We start from the raw sequence: 19,748 nt of genomic DNA, 5'->3' as shown, positions 1-19,748 counted from the left end.
CAGACAGTGGCTTCAGGCGGCCACATTCAATCGCGCCGCGACCTGCTCGCGGCCACCGGCTTTCATCCACGCGTCCACCTTGCGGGCGTGGTCCACCACCTCGCTCATGGCCGAGTCGAAGCCGAAGCTGACATAGGGAAGCCCCAGCGATTCGCAGGTGTCGCGCAGCACCGCCATGCCACGCACCAGGTTCGGGCCGCCGCGCCCGACCACCACATACAGCGGCGATGGGCCGTACTTGCCGAAGTGCTCGCGCAACGCGTCGGCCATGGCACGGAAGGTCTCGAAGATGTCCGTGTTGTTGGACTTGCCGCCGATGATGAAGAGAACGTTGCTCTGTTTGAGCCAGTGCTTGAAGCAGATGCTGGCCACGGCCTTCATTTTTTCGTAGGGGGGATTGCCGCCGAAATCGGACGAAATGATCGCGTCGTCGCCCAGCATCTGCGTCACCAGCGAGTTGGCGCCGCCACCAAACGTCGGCGCCAGGATGGTGCCCTTCGCGTTGATGATGTACACGTCGCTCTGGCCCTGATATGTGCGCAGCTGGTTGATCTCCTGCTCGAACGGCGAGGTGTCGGCGGCGAACAGATGCGCGGGGAGGTTCAGGCGCTGCCAGCGCGGATCGTCGCGGTCGAAGCCGCATTTGAAGTCACACGCCACCGGCGTCAGACGTCCACGCTTGTCGGCGCGCATGCGGATCGGGTTGAGTTCCAGCGTGGTCATGCCGTAGTCGTGGAACAAGTCCCACAGATTGGGCAGGTACTGCACCAGCGGGGAAATGATCTCCTTCGGCGCATTCAGCCGGCTCAGCGCATTCGCCACCACGAAGGCCTTGAGACCGGTGAGCGGGCTGAACGGCACGCGCGCGATCTGGCTGTTGTCGAGCTCCTCGATCTCCATGCCGCCGTGATGCGTCAGGGTCATGGTGGGCGCGCGGAACTCGGTGGAATCGGTCAGCGAGAAGTAGATTTCATGGTCCGAAGGCACGCCCCCTTCGAAGGTCACACCATTGGCTTTGGCGCGCTGGTTGCCGTGCTCATGCTCCACGAAGTAGAGACGCTCTTTTTCCTTGAGCGCGGAAGCTAGGTCACCCACCCGGCCGAGCAATCCCGCCTTGCCCTTCTTGCCGACGCCGCCGCGAAAGACGGGCTTGATAAAGACTTGCCTGTGGCGGTCGATCAGGTCCTTGATCTGGTCGTCGTTGGCGTCGGGCCCGAGCACTTCGGCCGTGGGAAAACCCACGAGCTGCAGCAACCGCGCGCCGTGAAGCATGCCGGTGATTTGCATGGTGTCTCCTGCATCTGTTGACCACTGATGGGAGCCAATGCTATTTCACCGAAGCTTTCGCGAGCCTTTCATCCGGGGGTAGGGGATTTCCCGCATGCTTGCGGGGTGCCGCGGGCGTTCCGTCGCGTCCGTCGCGCAGTTCCGTCGGATAATGCGCCTTCGACAAGACGCAACACTTCGCCTCCATGCACGCAAGCGCCACCAGACGGCTCGACTGGACCACCCTGTTTCTGCTCACCTTCCCGCCCTTGGCCTGGGCCGGGAATGCCATTGTCGGTCGCCTCGCGGCCGGCACGGTGCCGCCTGTCACCCTGAACTTCGCGCGCTGGGTGCTGGCCGGGCTACTGCTGGCCCCGTTTGCCTGGCGCGGCGTGATCGCGCACTGGTCGACCCTGCGCCGGCATGCCGGCGTGCTCGTCGCCATGGGCGTCCTGTCGATCGCCAGCTATAACGCCTTTCAGTATCTGGCACTCACCACGTCGACGCCAATCAACGTGACGCTGATCGGCGCTTCCACGCCACTGTTCCTGCTGGTGATCGGCGCCACGTTCTTCCGCGAGAAGATGAAGTCGTGGCATGTCGCCGGGGCGCTGTTATGTCTGGTGGGGGTGTCCTTCGTGCTCGTGCGCGGCGAGGTCGGCCGGCTGGCCCAGCTCGATTTCGTGGCCGGCGATCTGTTCATGCTGGCGGCCACCATCGCGTGGAGCGCCTATACGTGGTTGCTGCGCAAGAAGCGCCCCGCCGTGCCGCTGCCCGTGCTGCTGTTCACGCAAATCGTGACTGGCGTAGTGGCAAGCGTGCCAGTGGTCGTATGGGAGCTGATGACGCAGCATCAGCCCTTCCAATGGAGCGGCAAAGTCGTTGCCATCCTGATGTATGTAGCCACCATCCCTTCCCTCCTCGCCTACTTTGCGTGGGATCGCGCGATTGCCCGCGCAGGCGCCCAGTTGCCGGTGTTCTTCATTACCCTGACGCCAGTGTTTGCGGCCTTGCTCTCCACCCTGCTGCTGGGCGACTGGCCGCGCTGGTACCACGCGGCCGGGCTGGTCGCCATCGCGGCGGGGATCTGGCTGGCGCAGCGGCGCTGAGGCCCCCTCCGGCGCGCCCGCGTTGCACGTTGCATCGACGTCGAATCGATGTCGCATCTGTGCCGAAGGGGGGAAAGCCAGCGCTCGCGCGCTGGCAGGTGCCACGATCAGCGCAGTGACCGGAAGGCGGTGCGTATTTCGGTACTGAACAGGACCGGCTCCTCCCAGGCCGCGAAGTGGCCGCCCTTCTCCACCCGGTTGTAGTAGATCAGGTTCTGATAGGTACGCGCCGCCCAGCTCTTCGGCGGCTTGTAGACCTCCCCGGGGAAGACCGTCACGGCCGCCGGAATCGAGATCGGAGTCAGGCGGGCGCCGCTGTTGTTGTTCTCCCAATAAATCCGCGCGCTGGCGGGCCCGGAGTTCGTCAGCCAGTAGAGCGTGATGTTGTCGAGAATCTCGTCGCGGCTCAGCGCACGCTCCGGTTCGCCGCGCGTGAACACCCAATCGGCGATCTTGTCGTAGATCCACGCCGCCAGCCCCACTGGCGAGTCGGCCAGGCCATATCCCTCGGTTTGCGGACGCGTGCCCATGATCGCGGCATAGCCAAAGCCCTTGTTGAGGAACTCCCTGGCCTGGTCAAACACCTCCCGCTCCTCGGCAGACAGGTTCGCCGGCGGGGGGTCGCCATTCTTCAGCGCCTTCGCGAGTTCCGGCGGGAACGTCGTCGCGCGTTCCACCCGATTGACGTGGATGCCGAGCAGGCCATCGGGCGCCTGACGACCCATCGCATCGGAAATGATGGCGCCCCAGTCGCCGCCTTGCGAGACGTAGCGCGAATAGCCGAGGCGCTTCATCAGGACGTCCCACGCACGACCGATGCGGTCCGGGTTCCAGCCGGTGCCCGTGGGCTTCCCGGAAAAGCCGAAGCCAGGCATGGACGGAATCACGAGATGGAAGGCGTCCTCGGCGGCCCCGCCATGTGCCGTGGGATCGGTCAGCGGGCCGATGACTTTCAGCAACTCGAAGATCGAACCGGGCCAGCCGTGAGTCATGACGAGTGGCAATGCGTTCGGATGACGGGAGCGCACGTGGATGAAATGAATATCCAGGCCGTCGATATGCGTCAGGAACTGCGGCAAGGCATTGAGCTTGGCTTCGGCGCGTCGCCAGTCGTAGCCGGTCTCCCAGTAGCGCACCAGCGCCTGGAGCCTGGCGAGCTGCACCCCCTGGGAGCGGTCGCTGACCGTTTCCGTTTCGGGCCAGCGCGTCGCCACGATCCGGCGGTGGAGGTCGGTGAGCGCCGCCTGCGGGACGTGGATGCGGAAGGGACGGATGGCGTCCGCCGCGTAACGCTGCCCTGCCTCGGGCTGAACGGCCGACACGACCGGAGGGAAAATGGCAGCGGCCGCAGCCGCCGCTCCGCTCAGCAGCAGCGCGCGGCGGGACAGGACGGGATTCGGGGTAGATTCCGGCGCAACCACCTCTTTGCCGTGGTTGCCTGATTCAAGGTCAAATCGCATAGCGGATTACTTGGCCGGCACGACCAGCGGTGCGCCCTTCTTGACGATATACGTCGCCAGTTCCGACGCCTTGCCGCTACCGACGTTCCTCGCCGAGTGGGCGGTTCCGGCGGGGATGAACAGCGCGTCGCCGGCCTTGAGCGTGACCGGCGGGTTATCGCCGAGCTGATACTCCAGCGTGCCTTCCAGTACATAGGCAACCTCTTCACCCGGATGCGAGTGCTTGGGTGCAAACGCGCCCCGGTCGAAGTCGACACGAACCTGGACGGCCTCGCGTTCCGGCGCGCTAAGATCGCGCTGCAAGAGGTCGGTGCGGTGGATTCCCGCTGGCTGCGCCTGCGCCGCGTGCATTGTCAGTCCGCTTCCTAGGATCAGCAGCGCCGCCGCCATCATTCGAGTCGATTTCATTGGATATCCCTTCGTCATTTCCGTGAGAGGAGATTCCATTTGAGCGGTGACGCGTATCGGCGATGTATCGGCCGGGCGGGATCTTTGTAATCCAGTGTCCACGGCAGACCGGCGGACACACTGCGATACAAGGCCGATCGGCGCCAGGCCACGGACACCGGATGCCGGATGCCGGATGCCGGATGCCGGCGATCGAAACGACAAGGGGCCCGATTGGATCGGGCCCCTTGTCGCTGATCGGTGGTGCGGAAACAATGCCCCGTGGCCGGGGCGAAACCATCAGAACCGGTGACGCACGCCCATCACCGCACCGACCTGGTTCTTGCCGGGCTGGACGTTGAAGACGGCGCTCGAACCGGTGCCGCTGTTGAAGCCGTTGACGCCGAGTTGCGAGTTGTCCTTGTTAAGCGCGTAGGAAACCGACGTGTAGAGGTCGGTGCGCTTGGAGAGCGTGTAGTCGCCGGTCAGCACGAACTGCCACGGGTCCGACCCGGTATGCCGGAAGTCCTGGTAGTAAGCCGTGCCGGTCAGCGAGAACGCCGGCGTCAGCTTGTAAGCCAGCCCCAGCCAGTAGAAGTTCGATCCAGCATCGGCCGACTGGGCGCCCGGCAACATGGCGCCATCGTATGCCTTCGCAAGACGGTACCCCGCGTAGATCTTGGCTTCACCCACCGCATAGGTGCCGGCCACCGAAACGCGCCGCAGGACCGGCGCCTGGTTTGCCGGCGTGCCGACGTGCGCGTCGTCGTAAGCCACGCCTACCGAGAAGGGGCCGGTGGCATAGTTGACGAATGCGCCGAAATTGCGGCCGAAGACATTGCTGCCGGCCACCTCGTTGCCATTGGACTGGAACGAGTAGAAGGCTTGTGCGGATAGCGCGCCGAACTTGCCGACATACTTGACGGTATTGTCCGCGCGCGCGCCAAACTCCGGCGCGATCGACAGGATGCCATAGCGGTCGGAAATCGCGTTGGGATCATAGATCGTGCCGAATTCGCGCATGGAGGTCTGCTGCCGCCCGAGGAGCAGTGCGCCGTACTGGCTTTCCAGCCCCACGTAGGCATTGCGGCCGAACAGGCGTCCGCCCTGGGCCGAAGTGCCGGTGTCAATGTCAAAGCCGCTTTCCAGCAGGAAAACCGCCTTCAGCCCGCCGCCCAGTTCCTCCACGCCGCGCAGGCCCCAGCGCGATCCGGACTGATTCCCGGACGTCAGTCGCACGAGGCTGTTGCCGTTCTGCCCGGTGTTATTGAGGTATTCGACACCGGCATCGACGATGCCGTACAGCGTCACGCTGGACTGGGCATACACCACGTTGGCGGCAACGGATGCGGCAACGACCGCAAGAACTTTCTTCATCTGATCTCCAGCTACTCTTATTGGGCTCGCGAGGAGCAGCGCATGGAAGACATGGAGCAAGTTGTACTGCTATGTAGTGTCCAGATCGTCCGCTAAAGGCGGCCAACATGCATGCGCTGTTCATGCCGCTGGTCGCGCTGGAACGCTCGGAGCGTACACATCGACACGCGCGATTTCGCGGCACGTGCGATTTGACGGTGAGCGTGTATTGGCTCTGTATCCGAAGTGATGGGCTCTTGAATGATAGTTTGTCTGGGCGCCTGCTCCATACACTACGATACATGCGGACGTGACGCACCGCACATGAAGGGACGCGAATGCCACAAGGGGCGTCGACGTGGCGGTTCTTGTGTTGCAATTTATCGACAGCCACAAGAGACACGCTGATATACAAGCGCCACGTTCAGCGAAACAGTGGCGATACAGCGCGATCGTGAAATGCAGTCTCCGGGCCCGGTGCCAGGGCAACGCGGTCATCGACGGTGGCCATGACGACCTGGCTGTAAACGCCGCGCGGCGCCGCCTTGCTGCGGCACCGCGGACGCCCGGCACATTTCACCAAACGGATGGCAAGATGACGCGTATCACCCTCTCCTCCATCGCCGCCGCGCTGCTCTTGTCGACACTCGCGAGCACGGCACAAGCCGCCGGCACCGACAGCCCGCCGCCGGCCGTGACGCGCGAAGACGTGCGCGCCGACCTCGCCGCCTGGCAGCAAGCGCGCCTGGGCGAGTTATTCCGGGGCGACGGCGGCCCCAGCGTCAACAACAAGGAGTATCAGCGCCGCTTGGCCGAGTACGAGAGACTGCGCCAGATACAGCGCGAGAAGCGCCGGGTGAATTAAGCCTGTTGCAGCGCGGAATGGATACGCGACCGATCCGATCGGACCTGCCGCGCATCAACGCGCCGACAAGCAATCAGGCGCCGTCCAGGAAAGCGTTGCGCTGACCCAGGCGCGTTCCGAGCGCATCGGGCGCGAGGCTCATGCCGGGGGCGTCCATCGCCGCGCCGGGGCTGCGGGCCTGTGCCGGGTCGATGGATACGGGTGCGGAAGCGGGTGCGGCTCCCGACTGAGCCGACAGCGCACCACCTTGTGCGTAGGGATCTCGTGCGGCGGTCGGCGCTCCCTGGTCCGGCGTCGCTGCCACGGGCACGGCCTGCATCGGCTGAACGGATGAAGCCGGCTGGACGGATTGCATGGGCTGAGTCATGGGCATCGGCTGGGCCGGCTGAACAGGCTGGGCCTGCTGCGCGAGCAGCGGGTAGGACGCGACCAGCGCGCCAGCCATCAACAGGGATTTCGCCAGATGTTGCTTCATTCGTGTACCTCCTAAAACGCCCTCAGGCATGGGAGGAATCACTGTAGCGTCGAGGCCCCTGACATTCTGTTCGATTTTGCAACGGTCGTTTTCCAACCTTGCCATCGACCGCAATACACGTTAATTACGCGCGCGCTCATCGAGCGCGCGCGGTCTATTCCCGTGGCTGGAAGTAGATGTTGATATTGGAAGGCGCCATGCCGTTCTCATCGCGAGGCAGAGGATCGGATCGCTCCACCGCACGCAGCACCGCGTTGTCCCATCCGGCGTTTCCGCTGGATTTGGCGAGCCGAACCGATAGCAGCGACCCGTCTGGCGCCATGCGCACCGAGACCACCGCGGTCGGGTTGCCGGCCACCTCTTCCGTGAAGATGATGTTTGGCAAGACGCGGCGCCGCACCTTGTCCGCATAGCCCGGCGAGGCGGTGCCGCCCGCGCCGGCGCCGGTACCTGAGCGCCCTCCCGCGCCGCCAGTGGCCGGGGCGGCGTTATTGGCCATGGCCTGCAGGCGTGCCAGTTCGCTCTGGCGTTGCTGCTGTGCGGCGGCCTGGCGCTCGGCCTCGCGCGCCTTGCGCTCCCGCTGCTCGGCCTGCCTGGTGGCCTCGGCTGCGGCAGCGGCAGCGGCTGCTGCCGCAGCGGCCTGGCGGCGCTTCTGCGTCTGCAAGGCGATGTCGGCGTTTTCCTCCGGCTCAGGCTTTATCACCGGCTGCGGCTTCTCCGGCTCCGACTGGATCACGGGCGGCGCAATGTCGGGGATCGCATCCCACAGCTCGGCTTCCACGCCGGCCGGCGTCCGGCTTTGCCAGTGGACCGCGTAGTAGAGCAGCATGCCCAGCAGCACATGCATGAACAGCGCCAGCAGGAAACACTTCAGTGTTCCCCGCTCCTGAGGCGTTTGGTAGGGATAGGCGATGGACTTCATGACTCGCGGCGGGAATCAGGCGGCGATCTTCATTGCAGTCGATTTGAGATGGCGGGCGCTAATCGGCAGAGAAAGGCCGCTTCAACCACTTGCCTCCGACTGCCCGATACCCAAATTGAGTATAGGTGCCGAAGGCCTCACGTCAATCGACGAGCAGCCCGCCGAAGTCCATCATCGATTTCCGGGGAGGACGGCGACAGCTTGTCGTAGTCAGCAAGCGTCATACCGGGTCACAGCGTGAACGCTTCCTCCAGACGGTCAACGCGATGATTTTCAAGGCAATGCACGTCACGCGCCCGTATTTCATCGGTCATGAAATCGACAAAGACGCGCGTACGGGAGGGCAGGTGCTGCCTGCTGGTGTAACAAATGTAGTTACCCTTGTCGTCAGACGCATAGCGTTGCAACACCAGATCCAGCTCTTCACGAGCGACGTGATCACACACCTGATACGCACCCAACTGCGCAATTCCATAACCGTCCAGCACCGCCTTCAGTACGAGATCTTCGTCGTTGAAGGTCAGTTTGCTTGCCGGCAGGAACTCGTGTATGCGCCCATCCACCTTGAATTCCCACTCCGAGATGCGGCCATTGGGGAATTTGAAATTGATGCAGTCATGCCGCTTGAGGTCATGAATCGTGGAGGGAACTCCCCGTCGTTCAAGATACGAGCGGGATGCACACAAGACCATCTGCATCGGATTGATTTTCCTCGCGATGATGCTGGAGTCCTCGATATGCCCACTGCGGAATGCGACATCGATCTGATCCGAAGCAAAATCGGGAGAGTCGTCGTTCAGCACCAGTTCCAATGCGATGCCGGGGTATGCGTTGGAAAATTTGGGAAGCAGTGGCGCGACCACCTTGCGTCCAAAAGCCACCGGCGAGCTGATGCGAAGAACGCCACACGGCGGGCCGTCGCGAAGGTTCTGTATTTCGTTCACCGCGTCGACAATATGGCTCATCCCCCGGTTGCAACGATCAAAGAAACGTTGGCCTTCTCGCGTGAGGTGGGTCGCCCTCGTCGTCCGCAGAAACAAGCGGGTACATAGTTGCTTTTCAAGTTTCTGGACGTTTCTGCTGACTGCCGACCTGCCGATTCCCAATCGTTCCCCAGCCTTGGCAAAGCTACCCTCCGTGGCCACAGCCAGGAACGCAATGATTCCAGCGAAACTCGTCGCGAAACACGTAGACAGGGCGTCAGCGCCGTTCGATGGAATATCCCGAACGTCGCTTCCGGGTATATCTAGATGATTTATTGTTCCCAACTGTTACCTTCCGACGTCAAACCCAAAAATACCGCAATGCCGGAGATTGATTCCCTACCATTCCGGGACAAATACCGCTTCCCTTGTACACCGCGACTGCTCGCTTCTGACGGGAAGTCCGAAGGGGATGGGCTGGAGGACCAGGCTCCGGCACCACCATATTTGAGAGCAGTAGAAGGCCGGGACGGATTTTCGCCCATGGTCATCGGAACGGAAAGGCACAATTTTTGAAATATCGACTGGGCCAAGCTATACGGGACGATCCACCACATGACCGTGAAGGTCATGGCGTGTGGCAGGTCGCGCGGTGCCGGTTATCTCTACAGACCCATCGCATGGCGAACGCGACTATCGAATTCGATGGCGGGAAGGAGCCTGGCAACAAATATTCATTTTCACCGCGCAGTGGCTGACCAAAATCCGGCGTTTGCGCCAACACCCTGGTAACCAGGGAATGGAACCGGTCAAAAGAAATGTGCTTTGTAGTACACGAGAATCGCCAAATTTATCGGGACCCGACGTCTTAAGTAATGCTCCAAGCACTATTTACTTGTCATGGCATTAATTTGTGATGCCAAAGTTTGCGCTGCCAAAATGAAATGTTGTCTGCATGACAACATCGCAGTACCCGTCACGACACTTCCGGCAAACTTCGTGGGTGCTTATCATGCTCACACGTCGGAGCCTTATTTTCGTCTGCTCCTCTTGGCCGGCGCCTGATTCGTCCTAAGGCACCGGCTTCTTTTTGTCTTGATGAAAATGCGGTGTCCAGGAGACAGTTCGAACATCTATGAATCATTTAAATACCTCAAGTAGCAGCCTTAAAGGTATTTCGCCAAGCAGCGCTGACGCCGTATCGACATATTTCGCAACCAACTACGCAGGAATCATCGCGTTTGTGGCAGTGGCAACCGAAGGCAGCTTTGCCAAGGCGGGCGAACGGTTGGGTATTGGAAGATCGGCGGTCAGCAGAAACATACAGAAGCTTGAAACCCAGCTAAGCACACGGTTGTTTCTTCGAACGACACGGGCAACCCGTCTCACAGGTGAGGGTCAACGATTCTTCGAAAATTGCAGCCTGGGCGTGAGACATATTGTCGATGCGGTGAACGAGATGCTGAATCTTCGTCACGGCCCGCCTTGCGGCGTTCTTCGCATCAGCTCGCCGGTGGCATTCGGGCGCAAGGTGGTGGCCCCACTGCTCCCGAAATTCACCAAGGCTTATCCCGATATCAAACTGGAGTTGTTACTGAGCGATCACGCTCCGGATTTGGCCTCAGGACAGATAGACGTTGCGTTTCGAAATGGCTGCATTGAAGACTCCAGCATTATTGCGAAACATTTGGTCCCCATGCTGCTGGTTCTTTGTGCATCCCCATCGTACATTGAACGGCGCGGACTGCCCTCCTCGATTTGTGACCTGGATCGACATGACTGCATTAACCTCAGGTACTCGAATGGCCGCATCTCCGAGTGGGAGTTCGAAATCGACGGGCTTATACAAGGATACCTGCCGAAAGCGAAACTAACCTTCAATGACGCAGACTTGGTATTGAATGCGGCACTGGATGGGCATGGCATTGCGCAACTCGGGGGTTATCAGATTTGCGATCACATTGCCCGTGGCGGGCTCGTGACGATTTTCCCCCGCCATGGACCGGATGGCAGAGGGCATTACATCTGCTATATGAGCCGGCAGCATTTGCCAACACGCACTCGGGTATTTATCGACTTCATGACCGAGGAGATTCGGGATCTCGATTTGCGGTGTTTCGAAGGAAGCGACATTGGCGGTTCGAATCGGAGTCTCCAACACCGATAGAGGAAAGAAGTTGGCGCTGCAACACGCCATAGCCACCCCTATAGCGGTGCCGGCTGTGCGGCGGCAGGGGGTGTCTGCGCGGCTGGCTTCTTGCTGGCAGTGCCGCCGCCGTTGCCGCTATAGGCAAAGTATTTCGCCTTGGCCCCCTTGGCCCAGTACGCCACGGTGAATTGCTTGCCGTCGCGCGCGTAGAGCATTTCCACGCTGCCGTTGGCGGCCGCCCATTCGGCGTAGGCATTCTCGGCAGCGGAATCGGTCTTGCGCTTCGACTCGTAGCGCGCGTCGAGTTTCCGGCTGACCTCATCCAGCGCCGTCCGATCGAAGGTAAGCGTGATGAGTGCCACCGTGTCCTGGGCATCGCAATTCACGATGGCGCGGGTCAGGCCCGGGAGGTTAAAGCGTTCGAGATGCTTGATTTCCACCGTGTCGCCGCCGGCCCAGGGTGCCTGCCCGGCCCGCGCATGCCGCGTGGGCGACGAGAGCCGCTCGCACCGGGTCTTGCCCAGTTCCAGACCGAGCGGCGCTGCATCATTGCCGGTCGACTGCGCGTGGGCCGCGATCGCCCCCATCATCAGGGCGGTCAGCACGAAAGTCTTTTTCATCATGGCGTGGGTGAAATCAGGATCGAGAGCGGAGATGTCGGGATTTTACGGCCACTTATGCCCCCAACTTGAATGAGCGACCGGCTCGCACGGACTTTGCTCTGAGCCTTACCATCCGCAATCTCCCCATGCGGGTTTGTGCGGACTTGTTCTCCCGGCCACCGTTGCAGTCTACTGAAGCCAGGTTGCAGTGTGGACGCGGCGGCGCTCGGCGCCGCCAGGGTTTGGAACCTTTCTGGAGACAACACCATGGTGACCAAGCAGGACAATGCCTTCATTCTGAGGAATCTGATCGCGCTGGCGGCGGTGGAAACACTGGGCGGCGCCATCGCACTGGGGTTGGTGTTCAACCTGCTGACCTGACGCCGTACGGGCCGTCGCCATTTCCCCCATGCGCGCCGGCCCGCCGATTCCCCTGACACCCGACTGATCACCCTGCCGGCAGCCCGCGCGAACGCCCTACCCGTTCCGGCGGTCCGCAAACATCGGCATGCGATGCGTGATGTAGTCCAGCAGCTCCAGCGCCGCCGCGGGCAGCGGGCGGCCGGCCTTCACCAGCAATCGCGCCTGCGTGCCACGGAACAACGGATGATTGATCGGCACGATCGCCAGGGTCCCGGCAGCGATCTCGCGATAGGCCGCGAATTCACCGACCAGCGTAATGAAATCGCCGCAGGCCACGAATTGCTTCAGGGCCGACAACGAGTTGGTGACCAGCGTCGGACGAATCCTGATGTTCTCGGAAAACTCCAGCATCTTCGCGGCATGGCCGATGCCATAGGACTCCGGCATCAGCGCCAGCGGATATGACAGGACGTCATCGATGCCGGCCTCGCCGCCGCGCAACGCCAGCGGATGATCGCGGCGCACCAGCAAGACAATCGGCTGGAGACAGCTTGCCCGGTATTCGATGCGCGGGTGGAGCGGCGGATTGTAGGCCAGGCCGATATGCGCGCGGCTCTCCGCGACTTCATTCAGCAGGTCGTCAACTGGCAGGATTTCCATGCGGATATCCAGCATCGGGTACCGCTCGCAGAATGGCGCGATGACCTCGTTGACCAGCGCATCGACATACCCCTCGCTCAATACGAGCTGAATATTGCCCTGCTGCAATCCCTTCAGCGCATGCAACTGGTCCTCAAGCTTTTCCTGGTGCGACCGGTAGCCCCGCCAGAACTCGAGCAAATGCGCGGCCGCCTCGGTCGGCGTGACCCCGCGCGGCTGGCGCTCGAACAGCGTCGTGCCCAGCTCTTCCTCAAGCAGCCTGATTTGCCGTGTGATCACCGACGGCGAGGTATTGAGGCTTTCCGCAGCCCCGCGAATGGTGCCGTGCGCCAGCACCTCACGGAAATATCGCAACCGCTGCTGATTGATTTCACGCATGTCGAAGCCTGACTGAAGACGCTGTGTTGGATGGCGCACAACATACCTGAACTCTGACGCCACTGCCACGTTGTGTTGCTCTGGGGAGAACGAAGTGTGAGTTTGGTTGCTGTTTGTGGATGGCCCCAACGCTGCCACTATCCAGCCACCTCACCAAACAAAATCACAACGCTCTGGAGACTGGCATGTTAGTGATTTCGAACACAAGCGCCGTAGACGACACCTCGACGCTCTACAACAAGATCAACCTGCGTCTGCTTCCCTTCCTTCTGATCTGTTATCTCTTCGCCTACCTGGATCGGGTGAATATCGGCTTTGCCAAACTGCAGATGCAGGGGGATCTTGGCCTCTCAGATGCGGCGTACGGCGTCGGCGCGGGCATTTTCTTTATCGGCTACGTGATATTCGAGCTGCCGAGCAACCTGATGCTGCCGCGCATCGGCGCGCGCAAGACGTTCAGTCGCATTCTCATGCTGTGGGGCATCACCTCCGCCTGCATGCTCTTCGTTCGCGACGTGCCGACGTTCTATGCCATGCGCTTCCTGCTCGGCATCTTTGAAGCGGGCTTTGCACCAGGGATGATCTATTACCTGTCGTGCTGGTACGGCCCGCAACGCATGGCGCGCGCCATTGCAATCGTCTTTCTGGCCGGCCCCATCGGCGGCATTATCGGCGGCCCCGCTTCCGCGATGCTGATGACCGCGATGGCCGGCACCGGCGGCCTGGCGGGCTGGCAATGGATGTTCCTGATCGAAGGCCTGCCTTGCGTGCTGCTCGGCATCCTCGCGCTGTTCCTGGTGCCGGATCGCCCCGCGGACGCTACTTGGCTGACCAACCAGGAGCGGCGTTTGCTAGAAGCCGATCTCGGCGTATCCGTCGCGCACAAGCACTCCTTCGCGGCCGTGGCCAAGGACCCCAAGATTTACGTGCTCGCCCTGGCGTACTTCTGCATCATCGCCGCCATCTATGCTTTCAGCTTCTGGCTGCCGACCCTGATCCGGGCGCAAGGCGTGACCGATACCGTGCAACTGGGCTGGTACACCGCGCTGCCCTACATCGGCGCCGCGTTCGGCATGTATTTCATGGGCCGCAGGTCGGACCGCAAGGGCGAACGCCGCTACCACGCCGCCATCCCCGCCCTGCTCGGCGCGCTGATGCTTGCCCTGTCGCCCCTTGCCGATGGCCATCTCCTGCTGTCGCTGGCGCTGCTGACGCTCGGCACCTCGGCGCTCTGGATGACCTACACGGTGTTCTGGGCCATTCCCCCCGAGTACATCAAGGGCCCGGCCGCGGCGGGCGGCATCGCGCTGATCAACACGATTGGCCTGTCCGGCGGATTCTGGGGTCCGGCCATCATCGGCTGGGCCAAGACGCTGACCGGCAGCCTGCATGCCGGCGTGCTCGTGATGGCCGCGATGCCGCTGATCGCCGCGCTGATCATCCTCACCAACAAGTTGTCCGCGCGCCGCCAGGCCGGCGCCTGATGTTTGTTCGTCGCGTTCCGGGAAACTGGCACAACCGGCACGCGACGACGCTTTCCTGACTCTCGCAAAAAAGGAGTACCCCATGCAATTGCACCTGTCCACGTGGGCTGAAATCGAAGGCTTCCTGAAGCGCAGCCGCACCATCGTGATTCCGATCGGCTCCAACGAGCAGCACGGGCCGACGGGCCTGCTCGGCACCGACTGGCTCTGTCCGCAAATCATTGCATGTGAAGCGGAGAAGACCGCCGACATCCTGGTGGGGCCGACGTTCAACATCGGCATGGCCCAGCATCATCTCGGCTTTGCCGGCACCATCTCGCTGCGTCCTTCCACGTTTATCGCCGCGATCACCGACTGGACGAATTCGCTGGTGAGGCACGGTTTCGAGAAGATCCTGTTCCTCAACGGCCACGGCGGCAACGTTGCCTCCATCGAGGCAGCGTTCTCGGAAATCTACGCCAGCGCCAGCTTCGCCGGGCGCCCGGCAGGCTTTGCCCTGAAGCTCAGCAACTGGTGGGATCTGGAAGGCGTGGGCGAACTGGCGCGCGACCAGTTCCCGACCGGCCACGGCTCCCACGCCACGCCCTCGGAAATCGCCATCACGCAGTGGGCGTTTCCTGACGCCATCAAGTCCGCCGACTACGCCCCCCGCATCGCGCCTACCGGCCCGATCCGCGACGCGCTCGACTTCCGCGCCCGCTATCCGGATGGCCGCATCGGCTCGGACCCGGGTCTGGCCACGCCGGAAAAGGGCCGCGCCCTGGTCGAACTGGCGGCACAGAGTCTTGCTCGCGAGCTCGATGCCTTTGGCCGCGAACCGCTGCCAGCCTGATTTCCACCGCTTCAAACCCTCCGCAATCCTTCCCCGGCGCCTTCTGGCGCCGGCGGCGTTCCGCCCCCCGGCCCAGGCCGTTCCATCCGATACACCATGACGCAATCCAACATCCATGAAAGGCTGAAGGCGCTCGATATCGCCTTGTCACCCGCATCCGCACCTGCCGCCGCATACGTGATGAGCGCGCAAAGCGGGAACCTCGTTTTCCTGTCCGGCCATATCGCGAAGAAGAACGGCACCGTATGGCAGGGCAAGCTCGGCGAATCGATGTCCACCGACGAGGGTCGTGCCGCGGCGCGCGCCGTCGCCATCGACCTGCTGTCGACCCTTCACGCGCATACCGGCGATCTGAATCGCGTCGCGCGGATCGTGAAAGTCGTGAGCCTGGTGAATTCCACGGCGGACTTCACCGATCACCATCTGGTCACCAACGGCGCGTCGGAGCTCTTCGCCGACGTGTTTGGCGACGCCGGCAAGCACGCGCGCTCCGCGTTCGGCGTGGCGCAGCTTCCGCTGGGGGCTTGCGTCGAGATCGAGGTCTGCGTCGAACTGAGCGAGTGAGCTGCGCACGTGCGGCGATCAGCTGAGTGAAGCAAGAAAGCGAAACGGGGGGCTGATTCAGCCCCCCGTATTCACTTACCCGGTTTCATCTTCCCGCGTTCATCTCCCGTATCGCACGGATACCGCCCGTTACCCGAATGTAAAGGCGTAGGCCTGCGCGCCAGGATCGAGGAAACGAATCTCGAACGTGTGCTCGCCGACCTCGCCCGCCTGGCGCACCAGCTGGTAGAGCCGCGTCTGCGTGACCGCGCCATTGCCTGCGGCATCCGTATCCGCACCGTGACTGGCGCCCGGCGCCTTGCCGTCAACCGTGACCACGAAGCGGACCGCGCGGCCAGAGGCATCCGGACCGAGCACAAGGTGCAGGTCTCGTGCGTGGAAGCGATAGGTGATGCCGCCATCGGCGCGATTGAGTATTGCCGCCTCCGCGCCGACGGTCCAGTCACCCGTCAGTCCCCACTGGTTGAGACGAAGCTTGCCCACGCTGTAAGTGTTCGGCGCATCCCGCCGGATGCCGCCCGGCGAGGCGAAATTCGACGCCTGCCCATAGCCGACATAGGTTTCGCCGGAGCGGACGTTGCGCAGATCCGGTGCGGCCTGCGCGCCCTCTGGATTGGGGGCGACGGCATCGCGCGCCGCCGACGGACGGCCCGCTTCCGCCAGCAGCGTCTGGATGACGCGCTCGGACTTTTCGTAATCGCCCTCGCCGAACTGGTGATGACGGATATTGCCGCGCGCGTCCACGAAATAGGCGGCCGGCCAGTAGCTGTTGTCGAAGGCCCGCCAGATGCGGAAGTTGCTGTCCACGGCGACCGGGAAATTGATGCGGAAGTCCGCAATCGCGCGGCGCACATTGTCCGGATTCTTTTCGAAGGCGAACTCCGGCGTGTGCACGCCGACCACGGTCAGGCCCTGATCCTTGTACTTGTCCGCCCAGGCGCGCAGGTAGGGCAAGGTCCGGATGCAGTTGATGCAGGAATAGGTCCAGAAGTAGACCAGCGTGACCTTGCCGTTGAGCTGCTCGCGCGTCAGCGGCGCGGAGTTGATCCATTGCACCGCACCATCGAGTGCAGGCAGCCGACCTTCCACTGGCAGGCCGAGGGGGAATCCCACGCTGGTGTCGTTGGCGGCCAGCAGCATGCCACCGGCATTGATATCGGCATTGACATCGACCGACGCACGCGGCGCGGGCCGCTCCTGGCCCCTGTCCTCGCCCTTTTGCTTGTGCAACACATCAACCAGCGCCTGCTCGATGCGCGCCGGTCCGCTGGCCGATACACGCGCCAGCAGGCCGGTATCGACGCCCAGGGCGATGGCAGCCACGCCGCCCAGCACGCCCACGCCGAGGCCACGGCGCAGCCATTCGCCCGCGCCCATCGACCGCTTCATCGCGGCAAGAACGCGACCGCCGATGCCGAGCGCGGCAGCCAGCGACGTGGCCGCACCGGCCGCATAGGCCGCCAGCGACAGCGACGCCGAGACGCTCGCGCCGTTCAGCGCCGCCCCCGTCAGTACGAGACCAAGGATCGGACCCGCGCACGGCGCCCACAACAGACCGGTGGCGATGCCGAGCAGCAGCGAACTCCATACCGAAGCCGGCGCGTTGGCGCCGTTGCCGGCAACCCGGTTGCCAAGCGCCACCACGGGCCGGGTCAGGATCTCCGCAACCTTCGGCAGGAACAGCGAGAGCCCGAACACCGCCAGCAGCACCAGTGCGGCGTATCGGCCATAGATATTGGCGCGCACCGCCCAGGCGCCCCCTGCCGACGCCAGCGTGGCCACGGCGGCAAAGGTCAGCGCCATGCCCGCCAGCATTGGCAGTTTGCCCCGCAGGAATGGCTGCCCGGTCCGGCTGAGGACAAAGGGCAGGACGGGCAGGATGCACGGACTCAGGATGGTCAGTACACCACCCAGGTAGGCGAGTATCAGCAGGGTCATGATCGGTGTCCTTTCACGAAGGCTTGGCTTGGACTCGATCAGACACCGCCGGCATACCGCCTATGTGTCGCCATGTGCCGGAAATGTACCCCAGCGTGGAGCCATCCCCGTCAGATACATTGCGATACACACATGGCCGGAGATGCCCGGTCGGGGGGCGTCGCCCTCAGCCTTTTTGCCCCAGCCGGTCCACCACGCGCCGTACCGTTGTGGCAAAGAACCGCACCGGGTCCGCGCGCGGTGCGCCGCGCTTCCACAGCAGGCCCGGCGTGCGCTGCGGCGTGGGGCTTTCGAGCGGAATAAAGCGCAGCCCCTCGTCGCTGGACTCCGCGCTGGCGCCGATCACGGCGGCGATGTCGGTCTGCCGCACCAGCTCCAGCATCGGCGCGATGGAATTGAGCTCGGCAATGACCTGTGGCTCCGCCCCGGCCGCCCGAAAGCACTCGTCCAGCAACTGGCGCGTGGCAAAGTAGGTGGGGAGCAGCACCATGCGCATGCCGTGCAGCTCCACCATCCGCGCACGCTTCCGGCTGGCCATCGGATGACGGTCGCTCACGACCAGCTTCAGTTCTTCGTTATAGAGCGGCTCGAAGAACAGCGCCTCGGCCTGCGCCGGACGGTACGACACGCCCAGGTCCAGCTTGTCCGCCGCGATGCGCGCCGTGATATCGGCCGCGCTCAGCTCTTCCACGATCACGCGCACGGAGGGGTAACGGGCCAGGAATGACGACACGCACTGCGGAATCAGCCGGATATTGAAGCTGTGCGTGGCGCCGACGCGCACCTCCCCCACCAATGGCTCCTTTTCGTCGCGCACGGCATGGATGGCGCGGTCCACCTGCCGCAGCGCTGGGCCGATATGGAGCAACAGGGTCTCGCCGGCTTCCGTGATGGCAACGCGCTTGCCGATGCGGTCGAACAGCGGATGGCCGATCTCTTCTTCCAGCTGCCGGATCTGGTGCGATAGCGTCGATTGCGTCACATGCACGCGCTCCGCCGCGCGCGTGAAACTGAGCGTCTCGGCCAGCGCCTCGAAGTAGCGCAGATGTCTGAGTTCCATGGGGGTTGCCGCCAGCAGGGTTCGGGAATGCCGCATCTTACATAGATGGCATCGATCATTTGAAGTGAAATTAATCATTTTCATCTGTGATGCCCGTGCCCATAGACTAGTGCTACACGGACGGAGACACCCACCATCATGAAAATCGGCAAGGAAACCATTCCACAGACCGCCATCAGCACATCCAACACGGAAACCATCGTGGTTCGTGGCACGGACCTGTGCCAGGACCTGATCGGCAAGCTCAGCTTTACCGAGTATTTCTACTTCCTGGTCACGGGTCAGCGGCCCAACGCCGCCGCGGTCAAGGTGGTGGACGCCACGCTCGTCGCCATTGCCGAACACGGGCTGGTGCCGAGCGTCCAGGCCAGCCGCATGACGCTGGCCGCCGCGCCCGATGCGCTGCAGGGCGCGGTGGCGGCCGGCATTCTCGGTTGCGGCTCGGTCATCCTGGGCGCCTCCGAGACCGCCGGGGTCCTGCTGACGGAAGTCCGGGAACGCATGGCGGGCGGTGAATCCATCGACCAGGCGGCCCGCGCGGTGGTCTCCGCATGGCGCGAGGCAAGGCGGGCGATCCCCGGCTACGGCCATCCGCTGCACAAGGCCCGCGATCCGCGCGTGGCGGCGCTGTTCAACGTGGCACGTGAAGCCGGCGCCGACACCACCTACATCGACATCGCCGAGGCCGTGGAGGCCGTCATCCCCGCCATCGTCGGCAAGTCGCTCAGCCTCAACGTCTCGGCGGCGATTCCGGCCGTGCTGCTGGGCGTCGGCTTCCCGCTCAACGCACTCAAGGGCGTGCCGATCCTGGCGCGCACCGGTGGCCTGATCGCTCACCTGAGCGAAGAGTTGCGCCATTCGATCGGCTTTGCGCTGTCCTACCAGGCCACGCGCGACCTGGTTTACACCGGTGAGACCCCCGCGGGTTTCGACCCGCAAGCCTGACCTGCCGGAG

At 63.1% G+C, this 19,748-nt stretch carries 18 protein-coding genes; 7 read left to right on the top strand and 11 right to left on the bottom strand.

Going from position 1 to position 19,748, the window contains the following annotated elements:
- Window positions 1-12: 12 nt before the first annotated feature.
- Window positions 13-1,287 carry an ATP citrate lyase citrate-binding domain-containing protein gene (locus AC1DOX_RS14740; RefSeq protein WP_441617195.1) on the bottom strand — a complete coding sequence of 425 codons (1,275 nt, stop codon included), beginning with the start codon at window positions 1,285-1,287 and terminating at the stop codon, window positions 13-15.
- Between the two features lie 185 nt (window positions 1,288-1,472).
- Between AC1DOX_RS14740 and AC1DOX_RS14735 the strand changes: the two genes are divergently transcribed.
- Window positions 1,473-2,375 (top strand): DMT family transporter, encoded by a 903-nt coding sequence (locus AC1DOX_RS14735; protein ID WP_441617193.1) that lies wholly within the window; start codon window positions 1,473-1,475, stop codon window positions 2,373-2,375.
- Between the two features lie 107 nt (window positions 2,376-2,482).
- Here AC1DOX_RS14735 and AC1DOX_RS14730 read toward each other — a convergent pair whose 3' ends face one another.
- The 3 genes from AC1DOX_RS14730 to AC1DOX_RS14720 all read right to left on the bottom strand — a co-directional run bounded on the left by AC1DOX_RS14730 (window position 2,483) and on the right by AC1DOX_RS14720 (window position 5,599).
- On the bottom strand, window positions 2,483-3,796 hold the full coding sequence (locus tag AC1DOX_RS14730; protein ID WP_441617191.1) for an epoxide hydrolase family protein: 1,314 nt from the start codon (window positions 3,794-3,796) through the stop codon (window positions 2,483-2,485).
- Between the two features lie 45 nt (window positions 3,797-3,841).
- Window positions 3,842-4,243, bottom strand: a complete 402-nt coding sequence (locus AC1DOX_RS14725) for a cupin domain-containing protein (protein WP_092137609.1) — start codon at window positions 4,241-4,243, stop codon at window positions 3,842-3,844.
- Window positions 4,244-4,522: 279 nt separating this feature from the next.
- On the bottom strand, window positions 4,523-5,599 hold the full coding sequence (locus AC1DOX_RS14720) for a porin (RefSeq protein WP_441617189.1): 1,077 nt from the start codon (window positions 5,597-5,599) through the stop codon (window positions 4,523-4,525).
- Between the two features lie 574 nt (window positions 5,600-6,173).
- Between AC1DOX_RS14720 and AC1DOX_RS14715 the strand changes: the two genes are divergently transcribed.
- Window positions 6,174-6,443, top strand: coding sequence for a DUF4148 domain-containing protein (locus AC1DOX_RS14715; protein WP_441617187.1), 270 nt, complete (start codon window positions 6,174-6,176; stop codon window positions 6,441-6,443).
- Between the two features lie 73 nt (window positions 6,444-6,516).
- On the opposite strand, the gene AC1DOX_RS14710 is transcribed toward AC1DOX_RS14715, so the two are convergent.
- The 3 genes from AC1DOX_RS14710 to AC1DOX_RS14700 form a co-directional block, all read right to left on the bottom strand.
- Window positions 6,517-6,918 carry a hypothetical protein gene (locus AC1DOX_RS14710; RefSeq protein ID WP_441617185.1) on the bottom strand — a complete coding sequence of 134 codons (402 nt, stop codon included), beginning with the start codon at window positions 6,916-6,918 and terminating at the stop codon, window positions 6,517-6,519.
- A gap of 154 nt (window positions 6,919-7,072) precedes the next feature.
- Window positions 7,073-7,840, bottom strand: a complete 768-nt coding sequence (gene tolA, locus AC1DOX_RS14705) for a cell envelope integrity protein TolA (RefSeq protein ID WP_441617184.1) — start codon at window positions 7,838-7,840, stop codon at window positions 7,073-7,075.
- Between the two features lie 230 nt (window positions 7,841-8,070).
- Window positions 8,071-9,099, bottom strand: coding sequence for a LysR family transcriptional regulator (locus AC1DOX_RS14700; protein ID WP_441617256.1), 1,029 nt, complete (start codon window positions 9,097-9,099; stop codon window positions 8,071-8,073).
- A gap of 799 nt (window positions 9,100-9,898) precedes the next feature.
- Between AC1DOX_RS14700 and AC1DOX_RS14695 the strand changes: the two genes are divergently transcribed.
- Complete coding sequence (locus AC1DOX_RS14695) at window positions 9,899-10,930, top strand: LysR family transcriptional regulator (protein WP_441617182.1); 1,032 nt, start codon at window positions 9,899-9,901, stop codon at window positions 10,928-10,930.
- A gap of 38 nt (window positions 10,931-10,968) precedes the next feature.
- Here the strand turns inward: AC1DOX_RS14695 and AC1DOX_RS14690 are convergent, their stop codons facing one another.
- Both AC1DOX_RS14690 and AC1DOX_RS14685 read right to left on the bottom strand, forming a co-directional pair.
- Window positions 10,969-11,535 carry a hypothetical protein gene (locus tag AC1DOX_RS14690; RefSeq protein ID WP_441617180.1) on the bottom strand — a complete coding sequence of 189 codons (567 nt, stop codon included), beginning with the start codon at window positions 11,533-11,535 and terminating at the stop codon, window positions 10,969-10,971.
- 456 nt (window positions 11,536-11,991) lie between these two features.
- Window positions 11,992-12,915 (bottom strand): LysR family transcriptional regulator, encoded by a 924-nt coding sequence (locus AC1DOX_RS14685; RefSeq protein ID WP_441617178.1) that lies wholly within the window; start codon window positions 12,913-12,915, stop codon window positions 11,992-11,994.
- 185 nt (window positions 12,916-13,100) lie between these two features.
- On the opposite strand from AC1DOX_RS14685, the gene AC1DOX_RS14680 reads away from it, so the two are divergent.
- The 3 genes from AC1DOX_RS14680 (at window position 13,101) to AC1DOX_RS14670 (ending at window position 15,795) form a co-directional block, all read left to right on the top strand.
- Entirely contained in the window at window positions 13,101-14,399 is a 1,299-nt protein-coding gene (locus AC1DOX_RS14680) for an MFS transporter (RefSeq protein ID WP_441617176.1), read from the top strand.
- An 82-nt stretch (window positions 14,400-14,481) separates the two neighbouring features.
- The gene (locus tag AC1DOX_RS14675) at window positions 14,482-15,231 is read left to right on the top strand and encodes a creatininase family protein (RefSeq protein ID WP_441617174.1); all 750 of its coding nucleotides are present in this window, start codon (window positions 14,482-14,484) and stop codon (window positions 15,229-15,231) included.
- 96 nt (window positions 15,232-15,327) lie between these two features.
- A complete protein-coding gene (locus AC1DOX_RS14670) occupies window positions 15,328-15,795 on the top strand; it encodes a RidA family protein (protein ID WP_092137600.1) in 468 nt (155 codons plus the stop codon).
- Window positions 15,796-15,924: 129 nt separating this feature from the next.
- Here AC1DOX_RS14670 and AC1DOX_RS14665 read toward each other — a convergent pair whose 3' ends face one another.
- Window positions 15,925-17,733: a cytochrome c biogenesis protein DipZ gene (locus AC1DOX_RS14665; RefSeq protein WP_441617171.1), complete on the bottom strand. Its 1,809-nt coding sequence runs from the start codon at window positions 17,731-17,733 to the stop codon at window positions 15,925-15,927.
- A 166-nt stretch (window positions 17,734-17,899) separates the two neighbouring features.
- Complete coding sequence (locus tag AC1DOX_RS14660) at window positions 17,900-18,793, bottom strand: LysR substrate-binding domain-containing protein (protein ID WP_441617169.1); 894 nt, start codon at window positions 18,791-18,793, stop codon at window positions 17,900-17,902.
- A gap of 138 nt (window positions 18,794-18,931) precedes the next feature.
- On the opposite strand from AC1DOX_RS14660, the gene AC1DOX_RS14655 reads away from it, so the two are divergent.
- Entirely contained in the window at window positions 18,932-19,738 is an 807-nt protein-coding gene (locus AC1DOX_RS14655; protein ID WP_441617167.1) for a citryl-CoA lyase, read from the top strand.
- Window positions 19,739-19,748 lie beyond the last annotated feature (10 nt).

The sequence above is a fragment of the Cupriavidus sp. 01L415 genome (genome assembly GCF_056400065.1).
The sequence above is the reverse complement of the archived record's forward strand: the minus strand, read 5'-3'. Positions and strand labels throughout refer to the sequence as shown.

Excerpts from the sequence above, each read along its gene's own strand:
- AC1DOX_RS14660 (WP_441617169.1), bottom strand. The coding sequence starts at position 18,793 with ATGGAACTCAGACATCTGCGCTACTTCGAGGCGCTGGCCGAGACGCTC.
- AC1DOX_RS14680 (WP_441617176.1), top strand. The coding sequence starts at position 13,101 with ATGTTAGTGATTTCGAACACAAGCGCCGTAGACGACACCTCGACGCTC.
- AC1DOX_RS14685 (WP_441617178.1), bottom strand. The coding sequence starts at position 12,915 with ATGCGTGAAATCAATCAGCAGCGGTTGCGATATTTCCGTGAGGTGCTG.
- AC1DOX_RS14690 (WP_441617180.1), bottom strand. The coding sequence starts at position 11,535 with ATGATGAAAAAGACTTTCGTGCTGACCGCCCTGATGATGGGGGCGATC.
- AC1DOX_RS14740 (WP_441617195.1), bottom strand. The coding sequence starts at position 1,287 with ATGCAAATCACCGGCATGCTTCACGGCGCGCGGTTGCTGCAGCTCGTG.
- AC1DOX_RS14675 (WP_441617174.1), top strand. The coding sequence starts at position 14,482 with ATGCAATTGCACCTGTCCACGTGGGCTGAAATCGAAGGCTTCCTGAAG.
- AC1DOX_RS14725 (WP_092137609.1), bottom strand. The coding sequence starts at position 4,243 with ATGAAATCGACTCGAATGATGGCGGCGGCGCTGCTGATCCTAGGAAGC.
- tolA (WP_441617184.1), bottom strand. The coding sequence starts at position 7,840 with ATGAAGTCCATCGCCTATCCCTACCAAACGCCTCAGGAGCGGGGAACA.
- AC1DOX_RS14695 (WP_441617182.1), top strand. The coding sequence starts at position 9,899 with ATGAATCATTTAAATACCTCAAGTAGCAGCCTTAAAGGTATTTCGCCA.
- AC1DOX_RS14665 (WP_441617171.1), bottom strand. The coding sequence starts at position 17,733 with ATGACCCTGCTGATACTCGCCTACCTGGGTGGTGTACTGACCATCCTG.
- AC1DOX_RS14735 (WP_441617193.1), top strand. The coding sequence starts at position 1,473 with ATGCACGCAAGCGCCACCAGACGGCTCGACTGGACCACCCTGTTTCTG.
- AC1DOX_RS14720 (WP_441617189.1), bottom strand. The coding sequence starts at position 5,599 with ATGAAGAAAGTTCTTGCGGTCGTTGCCGCATCCGTTGCCGCCAACGTG.
- AC1DOX_RS14655 (WP_441617167.1), top strand. The coding sequence starts at position 18,932 with ATGAAAATCGGCAAGGAAACCATTCCACAGACCGCCATCAGCACATCC.
- AC1DOX_RS14710 (WP_441617185.1), bottom strand. The coding sequence starts at position 6,918 with ATGAAGCAACATCTGGCGAAATCCCTGTTGATGGCTGGCGCGCTGGTC.
- AC1DOX_RS14670 (WP_092137600.1), top strand. The coding sequence starts at position 15,328 with ATGACGCAATCCAACATCCATGAAAGGCTGAAGGCGCTCGATATCGCC.
- AC1DOX_RS14715 (WP_441617187.1), top strand. The coding sequence starts at position 6,174 with ATGACGCGTATCACCCTCTCCTCCATCGCCGCCGCGCTGCTCTTGTCG.